This window comes from Shouchella hunanensis, assembly GCF_028735875.1.
Classification (GTDB): domain Bacteria; phylum Bacillota; class Bacilli; order Bacillales; family Bacillaceae_D; genus Shouchella; species Shouchella hunanensis.
In genome coordinates, this window is the sequence record NZ_CP117834.1 from 135,803 (window position 1) to 155,096 (window position 19,294).

The 19,294-nt window shown below is 39.4% G+C and carries 21 protein-coding genes; 6 read left to right on the forward strand and 15 right to left on the reverse strand.

Going from position 1 to position 19,294, the window contains the following annotated elements:
- Positions 1-74 precede the first annotated feature (74 nt).
- The 6 genes from argD to ctaG form a co-directional block, all read right to left on the reverse strand.
- Positions 75-1,226, reverse strand: a complete 1,152-nt coding sequence (gene argD / locus PQ477_RS00805) for an acetylornithine transaminase (protein ID WP_144559289.1) — start codon at positions 1,224-1,226, stop codon at positions 75-77.
- 15 nt (positions 1,227-1,241) lie between these two features.
- On the reverse strand, positions 1,242-2,006 hold the full coding sequence (gene argB / locus PQ477_RS00810) for an acetylglutamate kinase (protein WP_060703863.1): 765 nt from the start codon (positions 2,004-2,006) through the stop codon (positions 1,242-1,244).
- Between the two features lie 13 nt (positions 2,007-2,019).
- Positions 2,020-3,246 carry a bifunctional glutamate N-acetyltransferase/amino-acid acetyltransferase ArgJ gene (argJ, locus tag PQ477_RS00815; protein WP_432813896.1) on the reverse strand — a complete coding sequence of 409 codons (1,227 nt, stop codon included), beginning with the start codon at positions 3,244-3,246 and terminating at the stop codon, positions 2,020-2,022.
- Positions 3,247-3,262: 16 nt separating this feature from the next.
- Positions 3,263-4,300: an N-acetyl-gamma-glutamyl-phosphate reductase gene (gene argC, locus PQ477_RS00820; RefSeq protein WP_035395408.1), complete on the reverse strand. Its 1,038-nt coding sequence runs from the start codon at positions 4,298-4,300 to the stop codon at positions 3,263-3,265.
- A 292-nt stretch (positions 4,301-4,592) separates the two neighbouring features.
- Complete coding sequence (locus tag PQ477_RS00825) at positions 4,593-5,189, reverse strand: SCO family protein (RefSeq protein WP_060703862.1); 597 nt, start codon at positions 5,187-5,189, stop codon at positions 4,593-4,595.
- A gap of 18 nt (positions 5,190-5,207) precedes the next feature.
- A complete protein-coding gene (ctaG, locus tag PQ477_RS00830; RefSeq protein WP_060703861.1) occupies positions 5,208-6,095 on the reverse strand; it encodes a cytochrome c oxidase assembly factor CtaG in 888 nt (295 codons plus the stop codon).
- A 117-nt stretch (positions 6,096-6,212) separates the two neighbouring features.
- On the opposite strand from ctaG, the gene PQ477_RS00835 reads away from it, so the two are divergent.
- The 6 genes from PQ477_RS00835 (at position 6,213) to PQ477_RS00860 (ending at position 12,715) form a co-directional block, all read left to right on the forward strand.
- A complete protein-coding gene (locus tag PQ477_RS00835; protein WP_035395414.1) occupies positions 6,213-7,025 on the forward strand; it encodes a Cof-type HAD-IIB family hydrolase in 813 nt (270 codons plus the stop codon).
- A 22-nt stretch (positions 7,026-7,047) separates the two neighbouring features.
- Positions 7,048-7,503 (forward strand): GNAT family N-acetyltransferase, encoded by a 456-nt coding sequence (locus tag PQ477_RS00840; protein ID WP_035395416.1) that lies wholly within the window; start codon positions 7,048-7,050, stop codon positions 7,501-7,503.
- A gap of 118 nt (positions 7,504-7,621) precedes the next feature.
- On the forward strand, positions 7,622-8,227 hold the full coding sequence (locus PQ477_RS00845) for a YkzI domain-containing protein (RefSeq protein WP_274272829.1): 606 nt from the start codon (positions 7,622-7,624) through the stop codon (positions 8,225-8,227).
- A 134-nt stretch (positions 8,228-8,361) separates the two neighbouring features.
- On the forward strand, positions 8,362-9,615 hold the full coding sequence (locus tag PQ477_RS00850; RefSeq protein WP_144559291.1) for a hypothetical protein: 1,254 nt from the start codon (positions 8,362-8,364) through the stop codon (positions 9,613-9,615).
- On the forward strand, positions 9,587-12,553 hold the full coding sequence (locus PQ477_RS00855; protein ID WP_274272830.1) for a DEAD/DEAH box helicase: 2,967 nt from the start codon (positions 9,587-9,589) through the stop codon (positions 12,551-12,553). Before PQ477_RS00850 ends, PQ477_RS00855 begins: the two co-directional genes overlap by 29 nt.
- 15 nt (positions 12,554-12,568) lie before the next feature.
- A complete protein-coding gene (locus tag PQ477_RS00860; RefSeq protein WP_186370625.1) occupies positions 12,569-12,715 on the forward strand; it encodes a hypothetical protein in 147 nt (48 codons plus the stop codon).
- Positions 12,716-12,743: 28 nt separating this feature from the next.
- On the opposite strand, the gene PQ477_RS00865 is transcribed toward PQ477_RS00860, so the two are convergent.
- The 9 genes from PQ477_RS00865 to PQ477_RS00905 form a co-directional block, all read right to left on the reverse strand.
- The gene (locus PQ477_RS00865) at positions 12,744-13,244 is read right to left on the reverse strand and encodes a BsuPI-related putative proteinase inhibitor (RefSeq protein WP_035395421.1); all 501 of its coding nucleotides are present in this window, start codon (positions 13,242-13,244) and stop codon (positions 12,744-12,746) included.
- 14 nt (positions 13,245-13,258) lie between these two features.
- On the reverse strand, positions 13,259-14,080 hold the full coding sequence (locus PQ477_RS00870) for a YitT family protein (protein WP_035395423.1): 822 nt from the start codon (positions 14,078-14,080) through the stop codon (positions 13,259-13,261).
- Positions 14,070-14,852: a serine aminopeptidase domain-containing protein gene (locus PQ477_RS00875; RefSeq protein ID WP_060703853.1), complete on the reverse strand. Its 783-nt coding sequence runs from the start codon at positions 14,850-14,852 to the stop codon at positions 14,070-14,072. Before PQ477_RS00875 ends, PQ477_RS00870 begins: the two co-directional genes overlap by 11 nt.
- A 53-nt stretch (positions 14,853-14,905) precedes the next feature.
- Positions 14,906-15,166 carry a YbyB family protein gene (locus PQ477_RS00880; RefSeq protein WP_035395425.1) on the reverse strand — a complete coding sequence of 87 codons (261 nt, stop codon included), beginning with the start codon at positions 15,164-15,166 and terminating at the stop codon, positions 14,906-14,908.
- A gap of 114 nt (positions 15,167-15,280) precedes the next feature.
- The gene (locus tag PQ477_RS00885; RefSeq protein WP_035395427.1) at positions 15,281-15,658 is read right to left on the reverse strand and encodes a rhodanese-like domain-containing protein; all 378 of its coding nucleotides are present in this window, start codon (positions 15,656-15,658) and stop codon (positions 15,281-15,283) included.
- 20 nt (positions 15,659-15,678) lie between these two features.
- Positions 15,679-16,227, reverse strand: a complete 549-nt coding sequence (locus tag PQ477_RS00890; protein WP_144559293.1) for a hypothetical protein — start codon at positions 16,225-16,227, stop codon at positions 15,679-15,681.
- A gap of 117 nt (positions 16,228-16,344) precedes the next feature.
- The gene (locus PQ477_RS00895; RefSeq protein ID WP_274272831.1) at positions 16,345-17,790 is read right to left on the reverse strand and encodes an acyl-CoA carboxylase subunit beta; all 1,446 of its coding nucleotides are present in this window, start codon (positions 17,788-17,790) and stop codon (positions 16,345-16,347) included.
- A gap of 61 nt (positions 17,791-17,851) precedes the next feature.
- The gene (locus PQ477_RS00900; RefSeq protein WP_035395431.1) at positions 17,852-18,694 is read right to left on the reverse strand and encodes a dimethylarginine dimethylaminohydrolase family protein; all 843 of its coding nucleotides are present in this window, start codon (positions 18,692-18,694) and stop codon (positions 17,852-17,854) included.
- A 202-nt stretch (positions 18,695-18,896) separates the two neighbouring features.
- Complete coding sequence (locus PQ477_RS00905; protein ID WP_035395433.1) at positions 18,897-19,193, reverse strand: IDEAL domain-containing protein; 297 nt, start codon at positions 19,191-19,193, stop codon at positions 18,897-18,899.
- Positions 19,194-19,294 lie beyond the last annotated feature (101 nt).

Sequence of the window (19,294 nt, forward strand, 5' to 3'; positions counted from 1 at the left end):
CTCTATCACCTCGTAAAGAATAAATATTCTTTTTATCGGATAAAAATACATTTATGTGTAAAAAAAATGCCCGTTTATCCGTTTTGTTCAATGTCTGTTAAAACAGTCTTTAGTATTAGTTGAGCTTCTTTCCACTCTTGTTTCGTTATTGTAAGTGGCGGTAATAATCTAGTTACATGAGCACCTGCAGGCAATAATAACAATCCTCTTTCTTCACACCTATGAATAACTTGCTGTGCTTCCACTGTCGTTTCAAGTCCAATAAGGAAGCCACTGCCACGGATGTCTTTCACAATAGAACATGTGGATAGCTCTTTTTTTAATTCTTTTACCCATTCGTCTGCATGCGTGCGGATCGTTGTCAAGAACGCAGGTTCATAAATGTCTAAAACAGCTTTTACAATAGCCATTCCTAACGGATTTCCACCGAACGTTGAGCCGTGTGAGCCTGCTTGAAACGATTCAATTAATGGTTTCTTTCCTAACATGGCGCCGACTGGGAACCCGTTTCCTAGTCCTTTAGCGACCGTCACAATATCCGGATCCAACCGATAGTGTTCATAAGCAAAAAACGTACCTGTTCGACCGATTCCTGTTTGGATTTCATCAATGATTAGCAAAAGATTGTGTTTTTCTTTAAGGGTGTTGATGGCTTCCACATACGCTTCGTTGATCACATGTACGCCACCTTCTCCTTGAACAACTTCAATCATAATGGCGGCTGTATCCTCTTGCACGGCTAATTCGAGTGCATCGGTATCGTTAAAATCAACATAGGTAAAGGAAGATAGTAAAGGACCGTATCCTTCATGAATAGCGGCTTGACCTGTGGCGGCCATAGAACCTAGCGTTCTTCCATGGAACGATTGCTTCATCGATATAATATGTGACTTGCCAGTAGCTTTTCTAGCAAGCTTGATTGCTGCTTCATTTGCTTCTGCACCGCTATTGCAGAAAAACACCGCATCACAACTACTTTTTTCAACAAGCTGTTTTGCTGCTTGTTCTTGAACTTCATAATGGAATAAGTTGGAGCCATGCCATAATAAATCTGCCTGTTTGTGCAATGCTTGCACGATACTTGGGTGATTATGCCCTAAATTCGTAACGGCGATGCCAGACATAAAATCAAGGTATCGTTTGCCGTCTTGACTGTATAAAAACGCTCCCTTACCTTGGGTTAACTGGATATCTTTCTTTTTATAAGTAGGAAATAAATAGCTCATAATCGACTCCATTCTTTATGGGACAAGCGTTCCTTTCTCAATAACCGTGCCACTTTCTACAGTTAATCGCTCTTTTCCACTTACAATACGCACTCGCTGCAAATGTTCAGAAAGACTATTCAGTGCACCTGTCACTTTAGGAATCATTCCGCCTGTAATGTCCCCTTGTTCAATAAATTTCTTAATGTCTATTTCATTTAGTTTAGCTTGTTTCTCGGCTTTAATATAAACACCATCTACATCAGTCACAACAATAAACTCTTCTGCAGCTAAAGCTTTTGCCACGGATGAAGCAACTGTATCTGCATTAATATTTACTTGCTTGCCACATGCCGTTAAGCCTAACGGAGAAACAACCGGAACCATTTGTTCACGAAGTGCCGTTTCTAACACTTCTGTATGAACCATCTTCACATCACCAACTAAGCCTAATCGTTGTTCATCCATTAAAGTTGCATGAATGAAACGGTGATCATACCCGTTTAACGAAATCGCGTTCATTCCTAGAGCTTGAAGTTGATTAACAATGGATTGGTTCACCTGATGAAACAAGACATCCTTTACAATCGTTAGCACCGGTGCAGTTGTCTTTCGTAACCCTTGTTCAAATTCGACTTCAATGTTGGCTTTCTGCAATTGGTCATTAATAGCTGGCCCACCACCGTGAACGATAATAAGTTCCTCACCTGAGCGCTGACGCTCAATTAGACCATTGTAAAAATCTTCACTAAGTTCAGCTAGCATGCTTCCACCAATTTTTATAACCGTTCGTTTGCTCACGTATGATGACCTCCTAAGTACGATACCCTGCATTGATACGAACATAGTCATAGGATAAATCACAGCCCCATGCTTTCCCTACTCCTGTACCTACATGGAGATTAACTGAAATAACGATCGTTTCTTCATCTGTCATATAAGTCGTTATCGCTTTATCGTTCGTTCCGCATGGTTCGCTTTCCTTTAGCGTTGCATATGGACCAATAGCAATATCAATTAGATCCGGAGAAATCGTGCAACCACTATAACCAATTGCACAAATAATCCTACCCCAATTGCCATCTTTCCCAAATACTGCTGTCTTCACTAAATCGGAACCTACTATTGTTTTCGCTATTATTCCTGCTTCGTCATTGGATTTTGCACCAACTACCTGTACCTCAATAAGCTTTGTCGCACCTTCTCCATCTCGAGCAATCATTTTAGCAAGCTCTGTTGCACAAAGCTGAAATGCTTCTTGAAAAACAGCCCATTGTGGATGGTCTTGGTTAAGCTGATTATGCTGCACCTTGTTAGACGCCAAGGCAAGAACCATATCATTTGTAGAGGAGTCACCGTCTACGGTTATTCGATTGAATGTTTTATTTGTTACGTCTTTTAATAATTGTTGTAGCTCGTTGCCTTGAATCGTTGCGTCTGTAACTAAAAAACTAAGCATCGTCGCCATATTTGGATGTATCATCCCCGAACCTTTTGCAACCCCAGCAATACGAACTGCCTGCTCATCGATAACAAATTCTACACAAATTTCTTTTGTTGTCGTATCTGTTGTTAGAATGGCTTCCGCAAAGCTTGCTTGGCTTTCTGTTAATGATAACGTTTTGATTCCTGTTCTTACTTTCTTCATTGGCAACGGTTCGCCAATCACACCTGTCGAAGAAACAGCCACATCGGTTTCATTGAGATTTAATTTCTCTGCTACACATTTTTGCATTTCCTCGGCATCAATCATCCCTTGTTTACCCGTACAAGCGTTGGCATTGCCGCTATTTACAACGACTGCTTGTAACGTACCTGTAGTTTCAATAAGAGATTTCGTAAGACGAAGCGGCGCTGCTTGGATTTGATTTGTCGTAAATACACCAGCTGCCTCTGCTACGTTCGAACAATAAATGAGTCCAAGATCAGGTTTTTCTCGTTTTAACCCGCAATGAGTGCCAGCTGTATGAAACCCTTGCACATCGTCAATACAGCCGTTTTTTATTATGTTTATCTGTTCATGTTGTTGCTCATTTAAAATCACGGCTTTACCTCCATTACGGATAAATAGGAAGCATCGTTAAACCTGTATGCTCATCCCATTCATTCATTAAATTCATATTTTGAATGGCTTGCCCTGCAGCGCCTTTGACAAGATTATCAATGACGGAAACAAGGATAACCCGGTTCGTACGCTCATCATAAGCGACACCAATATCACAATAATTACTCCCATACACATGTTTGGTCTGAGGAAAATCGCCAATGTCACGAATACGAATAAATGAATGTTGCTCATATGCTTGTTTCAGACAATCGTAGAGCTTCTTATTAGTGACACCTTCTATTCCTGATGCATAAATGGTCGCCATAATGCCTCGCACCATCGGAACAAGGTGTGGCTGGAAGCTTACTTTCACTTCTTCGTTTGTAAATGATGTCAGCTCTTGTTCAATTTCAGGTGTATGCTTATGGGAAGCAACGCCGTAAATCTTAAAATTCTCATTCATTTCACTGAAATGCGTCATTTGTGTTGGGCTCTTCCCTGCTCCAGATGTGCCTGTCTTTGCATCAATGATAATGGATGTTGGATCAATCAATTCTGCTTGTAGTACAGGTCCCAGCGCTAGCAATATTGCAGTTGGAAAACACCCGGGGTTCGCAATGAGCTGTGCCGTTTGGATTGTCTCTTTATTCCATTCACTCAATCCATAAGTCGCTTGTTTTATCAATGAAGCAGATGCAGCTTCTCGTTTGTACCAAGTTTCATAGATTGATTGTGAATGTAACCGCAAGTCCCCCGACAAATCAATGACCCGAATGCCTTGATCTAGTAGCCATTGACTCCACTTGCTTGACACTCCTGGTGGTGTCGCTAAAAAGACCGTGTCTACTTGACCACTCAGCTCTGATTCGACTAGTGGCCGAAGCTTATATGTATCGCCATTACGTAAATGAGGATAGTGATTGGTTAACAGTACTCCTTCTTCACTAGATGTATAAAGATTAATGGAATTTATTTTTGGATGCTGGTTCAAAAAACGGATTAACTCCACCCCTCCGTATCCACTAGCACCGATAATACCAACATTCATCGTCTCACTCCCGAATCATTTTCTTTTGATATTTACCTATTATAAATATGAATAAAAATAAATTCAACTGTATTTTTATTTTATTTATACTCTTTTTTCATAAGTGGTAAACAGAATTGATTTAAACTGTAATGCTCTAAACACTTTCATTACTTACTCAGGAACCACCTCTCGTATTTCCTTCTTATTGAGATTAAATCGTTTAAGCAAAATAAAAAAGCACGATCGGTAACCGCTCTAGTGCGATTGACGATCATGCTCTTCCATTAAAAACGCTGAGAAACGACTTGCATTACTCATTTTCTGATACATATCTAATAATATCTTCTAGAATGTCAGCTTGGTTCATTTCAAGTCCATTGTACTTCCTTACAACCTGTCCCTCTTTATTGACTAAAAAGAAACTTGTGGAATGGATAATATCTTCTGGTGTATCACCATACGCATAAGGTACACGAAAGGCTTCATTTGAAAATGTTTCAAGTTCGTCGATGTCATACCCTGTAAGAAAATCCCAACTTCTAGAACCAACACCGATGTTTTCCGCATATTGCCTTAGTTGCTCAGGTGTGTCTAAAATCGGATCAGCTGTGAAGGTAATAAACTGAAGAGGATAGCCCTCTGAAGCTAAATCTTGTTGCAATTGATTCATATTTGGCATCATAGTCAAGCATACAGTTGTACAGTTTGTAAATGCGAAATTAGCAAGCCAATGCTCTCCTGCTACATCATCCGATCCAAATGCTTGCTCATCCTGATTGGTAAACGTAAATTCTGGTACATGAATAGCAGCTTCTGTTAAATCGAATTCAGATGATTGGCCCATCCCATACATCCAACCGCATCCAGATAATAAAAATAAGGTTATTATACTTATAATCGTTTTCATCATAACCACCCTTCGTCTTTAGGATCGAGGAATATCGCTAATAGTTAATTCACCGTCTTGAAGCTTTTCTTTCTTTAACCATTGTTTAAAGACGTAACCAATTGAAATGCCATACACTATTTCTTGGAATACTTTCATTAGAACACCGGCCAATTGTTGATCTGTTCGTGCATCCAAAAATTGCAATGATTCAGGACTACCGAACGCTGTTAATAACGCTTCTGGACCTGTTCCACCGGGTAAACAATACGCCATCACATTTGCCCAAATGAGTGGATCCGTATATACAGCATACATTGCATTAGGTGCGAATATAATCAGTGCACAAGCTGGCGTAATTAATAACCCATTAGCAAAAATATAAAAAATGCGTCGTAATTCTCGAAGCTTGTACGAACTTGGTACAGGCGCTAGAATAAACCACCACATTAAAGCTGCTGTAAGAAGCAATACCCATTGATAGAGGCTATGTAAAAATGGTGCTTGCATGAGCGTGTCAAACATGAGCGGAACATGATAAAATGAAAAAAGACCATTAAACAGAAGTAGCGCAGCAACGGGATTCCATATGTAACGTAACGGTCGAAATGCCCATTTGCTTTTGAGAAAAGTTTCGTACCATTTTGTTGGAATACCGAGTATTAGCAAAGGCACCGCAACAAAATAGGCGAAGACCATTTGTAACATATGAATCGTCATCATGACGTGACCAAATACATAAAGTGGACTCCCCCAGCCTAAATAAAGCGCTAGCAAGCCGCTCATAAAAAAGAAACTCTTTTTAACAGAGCCTGTTTTTGTTTTTCGGATCAACCAACAATAAAAAATGGCAACTATCACAATGGATACAAGCAATTCCGGTGTCCATAATGCACGGAATCCTAAGCTTGAAGCAAACGTTTCCATCTGCGTCCTCCTTCCAAGCAGGAACTTCTTATACGTACCTATCATAGCACATCGAGGTCTTATTCCATATGTGCATCCGTGTATTTTTTGTTACTAATTTAAATTAAAGGAGAACGTATGTTACCAAGACATTTAATCGCACTAGACTTAGACGGCACGCTACTACCAGGGAACCAGACTATTTCAACACGTACAAAAACAGCCTTATTAAGCGCTAAAAAGGCTGGACACCTCGTTGCTATCGCAACAGGACGGCCGTATCGCGCAAGTAAACGTTATTATCAAGAACTTAATTTAACAACACCCATTATTAATTTTAATGGAGCAAGCGTTCACCACCCACTGGATCAACATTATCCTAAAACAAAGGCCACAATTGATTTGGAAACGAGCCGTCATCTTATTAAAACGTGTCAGCAAGTTGGCATTGAGAACATGATGGTTGAAATTGATGATGCTTTTTATATGGCTAAAAATGAAGGGTTCTTCGCTAACTTCCTAACAGAAGGTATTGAGCCCATTGCATCTGGAACAGTAGACGACTTACTCACTGCTCCACCAACAGCAATTCTAGTTGAGCCCCTTGTAGATAAAACGTTGGAGCTACGGGCTGCATTAGAAGGTACCAAGAGCGAGACAACTTTGCAACGTTGGTGGAAAGGGCAAGTGCCGGTGTTAGAAATAGCCCCTAACCATGTCACCAAGGCTACTGCTTTACAAGAATTGGCTAACCACTATAATGTGTCAACTGAACATATTATCGCTTTTGGGGATGAAGAAAATGATTTAGAAATGATTCAATTTGCTGGACAAGGTGTTGCCATGGGTAACGCCATCCCTGAACTTAAGGAGATTGCCCACGCGATTACTGACACAAATGAAAAAGATGGGATTGCGAAATACATTGAACAAGCACTTCAACTGAGGTAACTATTTCTGGGAGGGGACAATCATGATTGACATTGTTGAACTTTCAGCGGATACAACGGCTGAAACAAAAAGAGAGCTAACCTCTCTCTTTGAAAAACAACTGCATAACATTGCGGGGAAACAAGCCATTACGCAAATTGAAACGCTATTAAACGAAGCCCTACTTCCCCATTCTCAAACGTATTTCTTTATTGCACGCTATGAAGGAAATGCAGTTGCCTTTGCCTTCTTTAACACAATGACAAGTTTCCAAAAAGGCGGTCAATACATTTGGTTAAATGAAATTTATGTAGACGAAGCGTATCGGAACCAAGGTATTGCCAAAAAACTGTTGCTCCGCATTATTTACTGGGCAGAGAATCGAAAAATAAAAGGAATTGAATTGGAAACAGGATTACATAATGAAGCGACAAAAGCATTATACAATTCACTTGGCTTTTATGACGTCGTTTCAAAACGATACTCTTTCCGTTTTTAACAATAAGCTATGCGCCTATTTTCTTGAGAACTAGGCGTATAGCTTCTTTTTTTTTACGATTTTACATAGACTAAAGCAATCTCTTATTTAGTGCCTTCTGCAAAAGGAGTGTAAGAACATGTCTGCAATTCCTTGGCCGACAGAATTTCAAGAACTTTCAATCAAAATCACAAAGCGCACACTGCATCAGTTTATTAAAAAAATGATGGCAAATGAATATGCTCTTTACTGGCGCTATGATTCAAGCTTTATCTATCTCATTATTGAGTTGGAAGACTTGGTTCATGAACTTCCTTTCATTCGCAATGATCAGTTTCTAACCCTAAAAGCAAAAAAGCTATATGTTTATGATTCCATTCTTTCTGATGTGATTGAAGAACTCTTACAATCTGAAAAAGGAACAGGCGTCGTGAAAAGAATGACGGAAGGACCACAGTATGTAACAACATACGAACATGGCGATATTGCCTCTACAGTTGAAATTGAAGGGAGTGAGCAAGGTATGGCGAATAAAAATGTACCGATGATTCAATATAAAGAGAACGGAAAATCCCTTGGTCCAAAAACAATGATTAATGTAATGAATTTAGAAATCAATTATATTTTAATGGAGCTGTTTGAAGCAATGGAAGAAAGCAACGAAGAAGCCATCGCTGAACACAAGCACCGTCTGAAAAAATTAGTAAACCGTCGCTCACAAGTAGAAAAACTTCTTAAACTTTAATGCATTTTACCCTTAGCACATCATGTGCTTTTTTTTTGAGTTTACACCATTTACAGCAAATCATTGGCTAGGCTTTTTTTTCATCGCTAAAACAGGTAAAATAGAGAGATACTGTTTTATCATGAGGTGAAAAATTGACGAACACCTATCGCCGGTTGCGTACTGAAATGGAACCGTTTCTAAAAGGAATGAACCGAAAGCTAAAATCATCTCGATACCTCTCCCCTAATCAGATTGAGACATTTGGGCTAGAGGTGAAATCAGAATTACAATCATATAAAGAAGACGAACAGTTACAAGGATTCTTTGTCATCATTGATTTTGTCTATGAACAAGCTCAACAAGACGGACAATGGTCTTCCCTTGAACGGAGGCTTAATCCTTTTTTTGATACAGTCGCTCATTATTTATATACAGCTTACTTTTCTAAATCAAAGAAACTAAAAGCACGCTTTGCAAAAATGTTAGGAACGTATGTGGTACAGGCTATGCAAGATGATGACGCCCCTTATGCTCGACTTTTTTCCGCATATATGAAGACTTTCTCAGCGGATCAAATTGACAAACTGGATCATTACTTTATTGGACAAGATATGAAAGATGCTTCACGCAGCTTTTGCATTGCGATTAGCTACTTCTATTTATACATCGGTAAAGAATCTCAAGCAATCACTTTAATGAAGCAAGCAAGCCCATTAACAGCAAGTGAAGCCGAGGCACATATCGCATTATTAACACAGCGTGAACGATATGAGCAAGTGCTGCGTTGGTTTGATACCTTCTTTCCAAACAAATCCGACAAACTTGGCACGCTACAAGAGTATTATGATCAGTCAACTTCCTTACATGACTCATCGTCAATTCAGTATGAAACATGGGATCGGTGGTTAAAAGCCCCTTCTTTTAAACGCTTTAAGACGCTAATGAGTCATTATTCGGCTAAACAAAAGGAGTTAGTGCTCGATTATTTATTGCCACATCTAGAGGAACGGCTTTTTAATGAGGCCAATAAACTCGTTTATATACAAATGCTACTTGAAAAGGAAGACTTTGAACGAATTCAGCGCTATTTCCTTTTGCATGAAACCAACCCATTAGAGTTACATGAGCAGAAACAGCTGCTGTTGCAACGACTTGCTGAAGCGCGACCTGCACTTTCACTTCCTGTGTATCACCAGTTTATTATTCGTCTAGCAGAAAAACGCTCACGAAAATATTATGTTGAAGCAGCTGAATATGTTGACAAGCTCGCCTTTATTTATAAGCGGTTAAATGAACCAAATCGGTACAAGCAATTTAAGCAAACTTTACTGAAACGATATCAATCGTATCGTGCGTTTATTGAGGAGTTGAAACGTCGTGAACCAAACATCAATATGGATTCATAGTGGCTGGGTGGATCAGTCCTTTTTCATTTGGGCTGAATCAAAGGGACAAACAACTCAAGGAAGAAGCGGGTTTATTTACCCTTTTCTCTATTCTCCTTTTGAATTAAAGCTCCGACTCTTTCAAACCGATCCGATTTCATTTTATGGCACATTCTTGACGTTATCAAGAGCCATCATTCATGTTCCTCTCGCTTCACGTGAGTTCCAATCTTATGTGGGCTCGACCATTATTTATCAATCGGCTGATTCATGGAAGACGCATTTTTTTCCTATAGAAGGCATTGAGCTGTCGCTACAAGAATTTGTTCAGTTTTATCCATTATTCCGTACTTGGAAACATGATTTTCAATTAGCGGATGATTTTCACGTATGGCTTCGTTTTTTGGATGATGTGTACAGGCTTATTGAAGAAGGTTTTTTTGAACCAAATCAACATGGTCAGTGGATACTAAAGGTGAAGGATAGCTGGTATACAAACTGGATGAACGCCATGCCAAAATCGACTTTTTCTATAGCAGCAACTCAAGAGGGGCAACAATTTGCTCAACAAGAAGATGACGATTATGATTTAGCACGAAAAGCCATTATGGAAGCGATTATTGATGCCGTAATTCGCAGCATTGTACTTGAAGAAGACGTTGCTCCTGTTTACGATCAATGGCAACAATCCGTAGATGAACCGATTCAGCCATTCTTGAAATCATTAAAGAATAGAGAAATAACACCGATGATGAAGCACTGGCACACGCATTCGTTTCAGCACCAACTCGGACTGAAACAGGAAGAACCATTTAAAACGGCAATTGTGTTAAATGAACCTCAAGACAATCAAGACTGGACCTTGTCTCTTGCTTTAATTGATCGAACGAATCAAGAACAACTTGTACCGGTGCAGCAGTTGTTAACGGGAGAACACCCATGGTTAACGAATCCAATTCCGCAGTTAAAAAAAGATTTAACCTATGTACAAGATGCGTTTACAGTACTCTCGGGCTTAAATTTATCTTCACCTACTGTTCATGTTAGCAGTGATGAAGCGTATGAACTCTTTATGCAGCATGAACAGTTTGAGCAAGTGGGCATTACATTAATTGTTCCTAATCAATTAAAACAAACACCATCTATTCAAGTGAAGCTCAAAGATTTGCAACAAGAGACGTATAATAGCGTCGATCCACTATTAAATTGGCAAAGTTTATCGCGATTTGATTATTCTATTATGATCGGTTCTGAAGAAATGAGCCAAGCCGATTTTGAAGCCTATGTCAATGAGCAAAAATCGCTCCTGAATATTAATAACCAATGGCTCGTTTGGGATCCAAACCTTGCCGAACGACTAAAGCAGTTCCTTGATAAACTACAACATCAGTATACGTACTTAGATGCATGGCGACTCGATCAGCAAGAAGAGTTTGATGAGCTAGAAGACATTGATGTATCCATTGAATGGTCGCAAAAAATACAGGAAAAGCTGCCTCATTTATATCGAAATGAGCCTAGCATTGTCTCTATTCCTTCTACATTAGAAGGAGATTTGCGCACCTATCAACAGCAAGGGTTCAGTTGGCTGGTTCATTTAAGACAAATTGGCTTTGGTGGCTGTCTTGCAGATGACATGGGGCTTGGAAAATCCATTCAGACGATCACGTATATTCTATATGTTCTCGAACAGCAAGAGGAAAAAAAGGAGCCATTTCTTCTTATTTGTCCCACCTCGTTACTTTATAACTGGGAAGCGGAATGTCAAAAGTTTGCTCCAGATTTAAATGTGTTTATTCATCATGGAAATGACCGCCTTCTAGAACAAGATAAGCGACTCTATGAGTACGATCTTATTATTACGTCTTACACACTTGCATTACGTGATGAGAGCATGCTTCACGCTCATTATTGGAATGGCCTTATCCTTGATGAAGCGCAGCATATTAAAAATAAAGAAACAAAACAGCGTAAAGCGATTCGTAAACTGAACGCGACTCATCGAATTGCTTTAACGGGAACACCTATTGAGAATCGCTTAACGGAACTTTGGTCATTGATGGATTTACTAAACCCTTCTCTACTTGGAACGTACAAACAGTTTTATTCAAACTATATTAAACCGATTGAAAAAGATCGAGACGAAGTTCGTCAGCACCAACTAAGAACGGTTATCCAGCCATTTTTACTTAGACGTACGAAAGAAACAACAGAAGCAGAATTAAACTTGCCAGCCAAGCATGAACGATTAACACACGTTCCTCTTTCTATTGAACAAATTAGCTTATACCAAGCGATTGTAAACGATATTGAAGATCAAATTCATACCGTTTCAACAATGGAACGTCGAGCGCTTATATTGCGAACAATCACCCGGCTAAAGCAAGTTTGCAATCATCCAGCTCAGTTTCTAAAATCGTCCTTAGATGAACATACTTCTGGTAAATGGCAAGCCTTTCAATCATTGATACAAGACATCTATGAACGTGGTGAAAGCACCCTTATCTTCACACAATATAAAGAGATGGGTAAGCTGATTCGTACGTATCTAGAAGAAACATACGATGCATCTACTTCTTTTCTTCATGGGGGATTAACAAAAAAACAGCGACTTGAAGCCGTTCAAACATTCCAAGAAAGTCAACAGCCTTCTTTCTTTGTTCTATCTTTAAAAGCAGGCGGCGTTGGCTTAAATTTAACAAAAGCTACAAATGTGATCCACTATGATCGTTGGTGGAACCCTGCAGTTGAAAACCAAGCAACTGATAGAGCATATCGTATTGGTCAAACCGATGATGTGCATGTCTACAAATTGTTAACAGAGGGTACAATCGAAGAAAAAATAGATCGGATGATAGTAGGTAAACAACATTTAGCCGACGGTATTTTAGCATCTTCTTCACAAGTAACAGAACTTAGTGATGATGAATTACTAGCGTTGCTACGGTTATCTTCTTAAAAAGGTGGTATGACTGTGAGAGAAGAATTTGAAATGTATTGGAAAGCAAAAAACAGAGAGCAAGGGGCTAAAGAAGAAACTCTCCCGCAAACGCCTGCAGGCTCACCTGAATGGAAGGCGCTCAAAGAAGCCATTCAACAAAAGGCAAAAGGAAAAAGGTAGGCACTTCATCTGTGCACTACCTTTTTCTTTATTCTGATTCACTTATTTCAACTTCTATTGACTTTGTAAACGTACCTGGATCACTTAGTGATTCTACAGTACTGTCGTCAACCATTAGCTCTACAGTCATCATATAGGAACCGGCTGGTATATCCTCTGTCGGAATCTCTTCTCTTAAATCTTGTGTTTCGCCTGGTTCATATGTCTTTTCGGTTACACTTTGTGCAAACATATGCTCATTTGAATAACGGAACACTTCTTCTTCTTGTGCGTTTACAAGGGTAATTTCATACAGCTGTTGCGAAGGAAACGTTAGTGTCTGGGCTTCCTCTGAATCGTTTTCAATATACATTTCCACATAGAGCATGTCGTCTGAAAGTTGATGATCAACTGTAAATAACCACTCACCACTCATCGTTGAATCTCCTCCGGCAGGTATATCTTGATTTTCTTCTTCATCAGCCTGTCCTCCACATGCGGCTAACGTAAAGGCAAGTGATATACCTACTAATACATTCCACGTCTTCATCGCAATCCCTCCTATTAATCTTTCCGGAACAAACCAAAGATACTAGCCGTTTCTACAATATTGGTAAATGCTCCCGGATCAACTTCCTCCACAATATTTTTCAACTCATACAATTCGTATCGTGTTAACACGATAACGAGCATTTCTTTTTCTTCAAATGTATAGCCGCCTTTTGCAGGTATACGAGTAATTCCCCGTGTAAGCCGCTGATGAATGGCTTTATTTAACACGTCCGCATTTTTCGTCACGATCATAGCTGTTAGCTTTACATACCTTGTATGGATGGCATCAATAAAGCGTGATGTCACATAAATGGAAATAAGGGTAAATAACGCTTTTTCTGGATCGAGCATGACACCTGAAGCAATGACTATGATCGAATTTAAAATAAAGAAAAAGCTTCCAACAGGACGGTCGGAAATACGGGCTAACACGAGTACGATAATATCAAGTCCGCCAGAAGAAGCGCCCCATTTAAGTAATAATCCTGCACCTGCTGCAGCGATAACACCTCCGAAAACGGCATTAAGCATGATGTCTTCAGAAAACGCATAGACAGGCAACACTTCCAAGAAAATGGTTGTTAAAACAACACTTGCAAAGCTATAAATGGTAAAGCTTTTCCCAACCTTTAACCAACCTAGAATAGCAACGGGTATGTTTAGTAACAGCAATAATATCCCTGTTGATAGTGGCACGATATACGATAAAAGCTGTGCAACACCTGTAAAACCACTCGCAAAAACATCCGCTGGTATAAAAAAGAAGTTTAAAGAACTGGCTAACAGAAATGAGCCAATGACAACAATAAAAATTTTACCGATTTCACGATTCATACGAGAGGGTCACCTTGTCCTGATTCGTGCTTTGTTTCTCGAACCAAGCAGATGCATCAAGAATCGCCTTTCGCGTAATCTTATGGTCGGCTCCTTTTTCAGCAAAAAACGTAATGTTTGCATTGTTCACATCAGGAGCGTCTTTTAGCTGTTTTAGAAAGCTTTCTGCAAATGAATACGGAACCGTCTCATCCTCAGTTCCGTGCCAAATGTAAAGCTGGCGCCCCTTTAAAACACTGACATCTTTTGAAAGATCATCGATTCTAACTTGGTCCAAGACATGTTTCTTTTGCTCTTCTGTTAGATGTGTACCTCGCTGAGCAGCTACTTCAAACATGAGTTTTGAAAATTCCTCATATTGCGGTGCACCCATAAATAAGCATGCCTTTTTAATCCACTCGTATCGCGCTAATAGACCATACGACGTAATCGCCCCCATTGAGGTTCCGCCAATATAGAGTTCATCTTCTTGTACAGCGTAACGCTCAACAACGCCTTCTACTAAATCAGGGAATTCTGTAATCGATTGTTGAACAACTGTCCAGAAATGGTGGTAAGGATCATGTGTACCTTCTCCTCGGGTTCCATGATAGAGCGCGTCTGGCAAAATAACTCGAAACCCTTGTTTGGCAATCGTATAGGCAATGTGTAAATTGTGTTCTTTGGCACTCGTTACACCGTGATAAAAAAACAACGTTGGTTTCTCATCGGAACCTTCTTCCTCTACAACTAGCATTGGCACAGTATGTATCATGTCTTCTTGTATAATCATTTTTTCACTCCTACGCTCAAAAAAGCTACCTTGTTAGGCAGCCTTTACATTCATTATTGATATCGCTCATTGTAACGCTGAACGCTGTACAAAGAACCCTCATCCACCATTTTACTATCTTCTGAAAAAGGCCTTGGATTGCCTAATTGGAACGCTTTGATTTTTTCTTCTTTTGTTTTACCTGTTACTTTGTTAAGAAAGTCTGTCCCTTTCTCTTTTAACTCAGCTCGTTTGTCACCATCCACTAAGTAAACGGTTAATGCTCCTGCCACAGCGGCTGATGCTACTGCAACAACAGTTTTTTTTGCGTCCATTATGAAAAACCCCTCTCTAACATAATCAGCTTTCGTCTCTTATAATATGTTCCCAAGTAGGGTGGTTCATAAACCTAATAAGGAACTCTTCCAACAGAGTCCCTTATTTTTTACTTATTTTTCATAGAGTTCGGCAGATTCTTTTACAATCCATTCTTGACCGAATGTTTGCTCACCATCCCACTCTAACATGCCGCCTTCATAATTACGGACATTTAGAAACCCTTGTTCTTTCATATATTTAGCTGTATGTTGACTTCTTCTCCCACTACGACATACTAGGATATAACTTTTTGCCTCATCCATCTTTGGAAGCATTGTGGGCATCTCGTTCATCGGAATTAACGGAACACCTGGAATATGCCCGTCTTCGTATTCCGTCACTTCTCTTACATCAATGACGATCGGTTCCTGATTTGGTTGTTTGTTTGTTAATTCATCTTTTAATTCTGCTGTTGATAATTGGATAACACCATCTTCTACTTTACTCATCGTAGCCTCCTATTTTTTTCTTATTCAATTGACATCTCAATATGCGGGAATGACTCACGCACTTGCGTTAACGTCACTTCTTCTGCTTGTAACTGCTCGAAGGCAGATAACACAACACCATCAATATAGTCGGATACGTTAATCGTGCCGTCTGAGCGCACATAGGCTTCATCATTTTCAGCTATTTCATAAAGAGGCTGAAAAGATTGGATACGAAAACCGATTGTTCTTCCTTGTATGTCTCGCGTGTAGTCTCTAGTATCAATGGCATGTACGCGAAAAACCGAGGAAAGATGGATATAGCGCACTTGTTCACTTTCCACATGTTTTTCTTGATCACTAGCAATTAATACATCCCCACCGTACGCAGCAGGTGTAAACACAGACATAATAAAATAAAGCGTTAAGGCCATTAGAAAGACTAGAAAAGAGCTTGTCCGTTCTCTTGCTTTTGTATACACACCTTTTTTCTGAATACTACGATGAACAATGACAAGCGTTACCGCAAGTAGAACAATGCTAATCCCAATAATGACAAATTGAAACCATCCTTCTGATAAAATAACCATTTAAAACGACTCTCTTTCTCGTACAATGATGTTGTTAAGTCATTTTTTATCGTACCATAAGAGCGGTCATTAACAAACGAAAAAGGATAGAAACTGTTAAATCTATTCATCTTGTCGTTACATAGGCATATTACCGCTATGCCTTTTAATTTCTGTACGTTTATGATGTAAACAAGCAAAACGATTAATTAAATACATCCGTGTGTCTCGAGGGCGAATCACATCATCAATATAGCCTTGTTCTGCTGCTTCATAAGGAGAATCAGACCGATTCGTTTTCGCTTCAGCCAAAATGGTTTTTGAGCTTTGATGACCCATTACCGCAATAGAAGCCTGTGGCCAAGCCGCGACAAAATCTGCTCCAATCCCTTTGCTATTTAACGCGACAAAGGCTCCTCCATACGCTTTTCGAAGAATCACAGTAATCTTTGGAACCGTTGCCTCTGCAAAGGCATAAATAAGCTTAGCACCGTGGCGCAACAACCCTTTACATTCTTGGTCCTTTCCGGGTATAAATCCACTAACGTCCTCTAAGACGAGAATAGGAATTGAAAAACAATGACAGAAACGAACAAACCTTGCGCCTTTAACACTCGCATTAATATCTATGCATCCCGCTAAATGTACCGGATTATTCGCTACTACTCCAACTGTTTCACCATTCAAACGAATAAAAGCGGTAACCATGTTTTTCGCATAGCCTTTTGAAAGTTCGAATAATTGCTGCTCGTCCGCTAAACAAGTAATGACGTCTTTTACATTGTAAACATCGCAGTCACTTTTCGGAAGGCAAGCCTCAATCTCTTGTAATTTGTCATCATGTCCAATTCTTGTATTCGTCTCTTGTAAATAGGATAAAAATGTGCGCACTTGGTCAAATGCTTCCTGTTCCGTTTCAGCAACAAAATGAGCTAGCCCGCTTTTTGTTCCGTGTACATCCGTACCACCTAACTCTTCACTCGTCATCGTTTCTCCACTTATTGCTTGCAACACCTTTGGTCCTGTAATAAACATTTGGCTTATTCGTTTTACCATAAAAATGACGTCGCTTAATGCTGGAGAGTATGCAGCACCGCCTGCACATGGGCCAAGCATAATCGAAAGCTGAGGGACTTTTCCAGAATAGTGTACATTTCGCTTAAAAATCTCTCCATAACCATGAAGTGCTTCAATGCCTTCTTGAATCCGTGCACCACCTGAATCGATTAAGCCAATGATTGGCATCTGTTTTTCGTATGCAAAATCCATTAATGAACAGATTTTCTTTGCATGCATGGCGCCTAATGTCCCTCCAGCTATGGTGAAATCTTGGGCATATAAACAGACATGCTGACCATTGATTTTACCAATTCCGGTAATAACACCATCGCCAGGAAAACGTTCTTTGCCAGTAGCAAATCGGAAAAGTTCAGAGAAACTGTTTTTATCAAGAAGTTGATCAATTCGTTCCCGTGCTAACAACTTTCCACGTTGATATTGTGCTTGTTGTTTGTCCTTTCCACCACCAAGCCTGATCGTCTCCAAGCGCTCTTCAAACTCGGTTTGTTCATTTTGCAGGTCCATTTCCATCCGCCCTTTTTTAGCATCTGGTTGTAATGTAACCAGAATGAACAAACCTATGCGTTTAGCCCTTCCGCAATACAGGTAGCGTCACACAACGAAAGGAACCACCTGATTTAATAATTTCTGAAAAATCGATTTCAATAATGGTGTACCCTCTAGCTCGTAACGCTTCATTTGTTTTCTTGTTTTGTGGCAAGGCAATCACTCGTTTTTTTCCAATTGATAAAACATTGACACTCAGATAAAATTGCTCTTCTTTCGAAACCTCAATACAATCATACCGATCCGTTATCTTTTTTAAAAACGACGGTTCAATGGCATCAGGGTAAAGTAACGCTTCATGATCAGATACTGGCTGAAACACGCAGTCAAGATGAAGAAATTTATGATCAAATGGAATCCATTCAAATTGTTTTTCTTCGTGATTTGCTTTTAACGTGTCAATACTATTTTGCGACGTACGACCGCTCGCTCCTACAAAAACAACATCTTTTGTGACAATAACGTCACCACCTTCAATCGTTCCTTCATGTAGTGAATAGAATGGGCGTCCAATAGATTGTAGAAAGGATTTTAATTTCTTTTCTTCCCCTTGCCTAACCGCACTTTCCATCCGACCGACGTAAAGTTTATTCCCAATTGTAAAACCACTATCACGCATAAAGATTTGTTCAGGAAATGCTTCATTCGGAGGCAATACTTTTACATCAATTCCCTCTTCTCTCATCGTATCCACAAGTGTCTGATGCTGCTTGCAAGCGAGCGCTTGGTCAATATTTTCATTCATATACTTTCGCTGTGTTTCGTTAATCGGTTCTTTAATCGTCATAAATTCTGGCTCGCACACGAGAACTTCTTTTAATGGATCAAACTCAGTATTACAATACACTTTTTCATTTTCCATAAGTGAAAAGCTCCTATCTTTTGATACAATCCTTTATTAAGATTTGCATAAGCCATTGAAAAAATCAATTTTTTCCATTATATTTTTATATATTCGTATACCTACAACTAGGTGTATAATAAAGAAGGTAATCTTACCTAATTTATACAGTATATCCGATATTAAAATGAAAAGAATCAGACCAAATGTATTGGTCTGATTGTTAATGAAAAGTCAGAAATAAATTGTAGCCATTTTCTGAAATGGTTTTACCGTATTTATGACGCTCGATGTGAGAGGAGAGCTCTGAAGAAAGAATGTGGAATTGTTCTTTATCACGGTTTTCCAAAGCAAGATCAATTTGTTTTCTTAAGTATTGTTCTTTAAAGTAGTAACTAGAATAAGCAAGAACAGCACGTGCATAAAGTGATTGAACCGTCAAATCAGTACGAACTTCTAAACTATTAATGATTTGCAACTGCTTTAGGACATTCTTATCAATGGCAAATGGCTCTTTCATTATTCTCCCTCCATCTGTTATGATGATATCGTTTGATTTACGTATTATTTACCCTTAATAGTATGGTCATAAACCTTAGGGCTATGGATGTTCCGGCCCAT

Coding starts and splice junctions, on each gene's coding strand:
- PQ477_RS00875 (WP_060703853.1), bottom strand. CDS start 14,852: ATGATTATACAAGAAGACATGATACATACTGTGCCAATGCTAGTTGTA.
- PQ477_RS00895 (WP_274272831.1), bottom strand. CDS start 17,790: ATGGACCTGCAAAATGAACAAACCGAGTTTGAAGAGCGCTTGGAGACG.
- argC (WP_035395408.1), bottom strand. CDS start 4,300: ATGAATGTTGGTATTATCGGTGCTAGTGGATACGGAGGGGTGGAGTTA.
- PQ477_RS00870 (WP_035395423.1), bottom strand. CDS start 14,080: ATGAATCGTGAAATCGGTAAAATTTTTATTGTTGTCATTGGCTCATTT.
- argD (WP_144559289.1), bottom strand. CDS start 1,226: ATGAGCTATTTATTTCCTACTTATAAAAAGAAAGATATCCAGTTAACC.
- PQ477_RS00825 (WP_060703862.1), bottom strand. CDS start 5,189: ATGAAAACGATTATAAGTATAATAACCTTATTTTTATTATCTGGATGC.
- PQ477_RS00900 (WP_035395431.1), bottom strand. CDS start 18,694: ATGGAAAATGAAAAAGTGTATTGTAATACTGAGTTTGATCCATTAAAA.
- PQ477_RS00865 (WP_035395421.1), bottom strand. CDS start 13,244: ATGAAGACGTGGAATGTATTAGTAGGTATATCACTTGCCTTTACGTTA.
- ctaG (WP_060703861.1), bottom strand. CDS start 6,095: ATGGAAACGTTTGCTTCAAGCTTAGGATTCCGTGCATTATGGACACCG.
- PQ477_RS00885 (WP_035395427.1), bottom strand. CDS start 15,658: ATGAGTAAAGTAGAAGATGGTGTTATCCAATTATCAACAGCAGAATTA.
- PQ477_RS00905 (WP_035395433.1), bottom strand. CDS start 19,193: ATGAAAGAGCCATTTGCCATTGATAAGAATGTCCTAAAGCAGTTGCAA.
- PQ477_RS00840 (WP_035395416.1), top strand. CDS start 7,048: ATGATTGACATTGTTGAACTTTCAGCGGATACAACGGCTGAAACAAAA.
- PQ477_RS00845 (WP_274272829.1), top strand. CDS start 7,622: ATGTCTGCAATTCCTTGGCCGACAGAATTTCAAGAACTTTCAATCAAA.
- PQ477_RS00890 (WP_144559293.1), bottom strand. CDS start 16,227: ATGGTTATTTTATCAGAAGGATGGTTTCAATTTGTCATTATTGGGATT.
- PQ477_RS00880 (WP_035395425.1), bottom strand. CDS start 15,166: ATGGACGCAAAAAAAACTGTTGTTGCAGTAGCATCAGCCGCTGTGGCA.
- PQ477_RS00835 (WP_035395414.1), top strand. CDS start 6,213: ATGTTACCAAGACATTTAATCGCACTAGACTTAGACGGCACGCTACTA.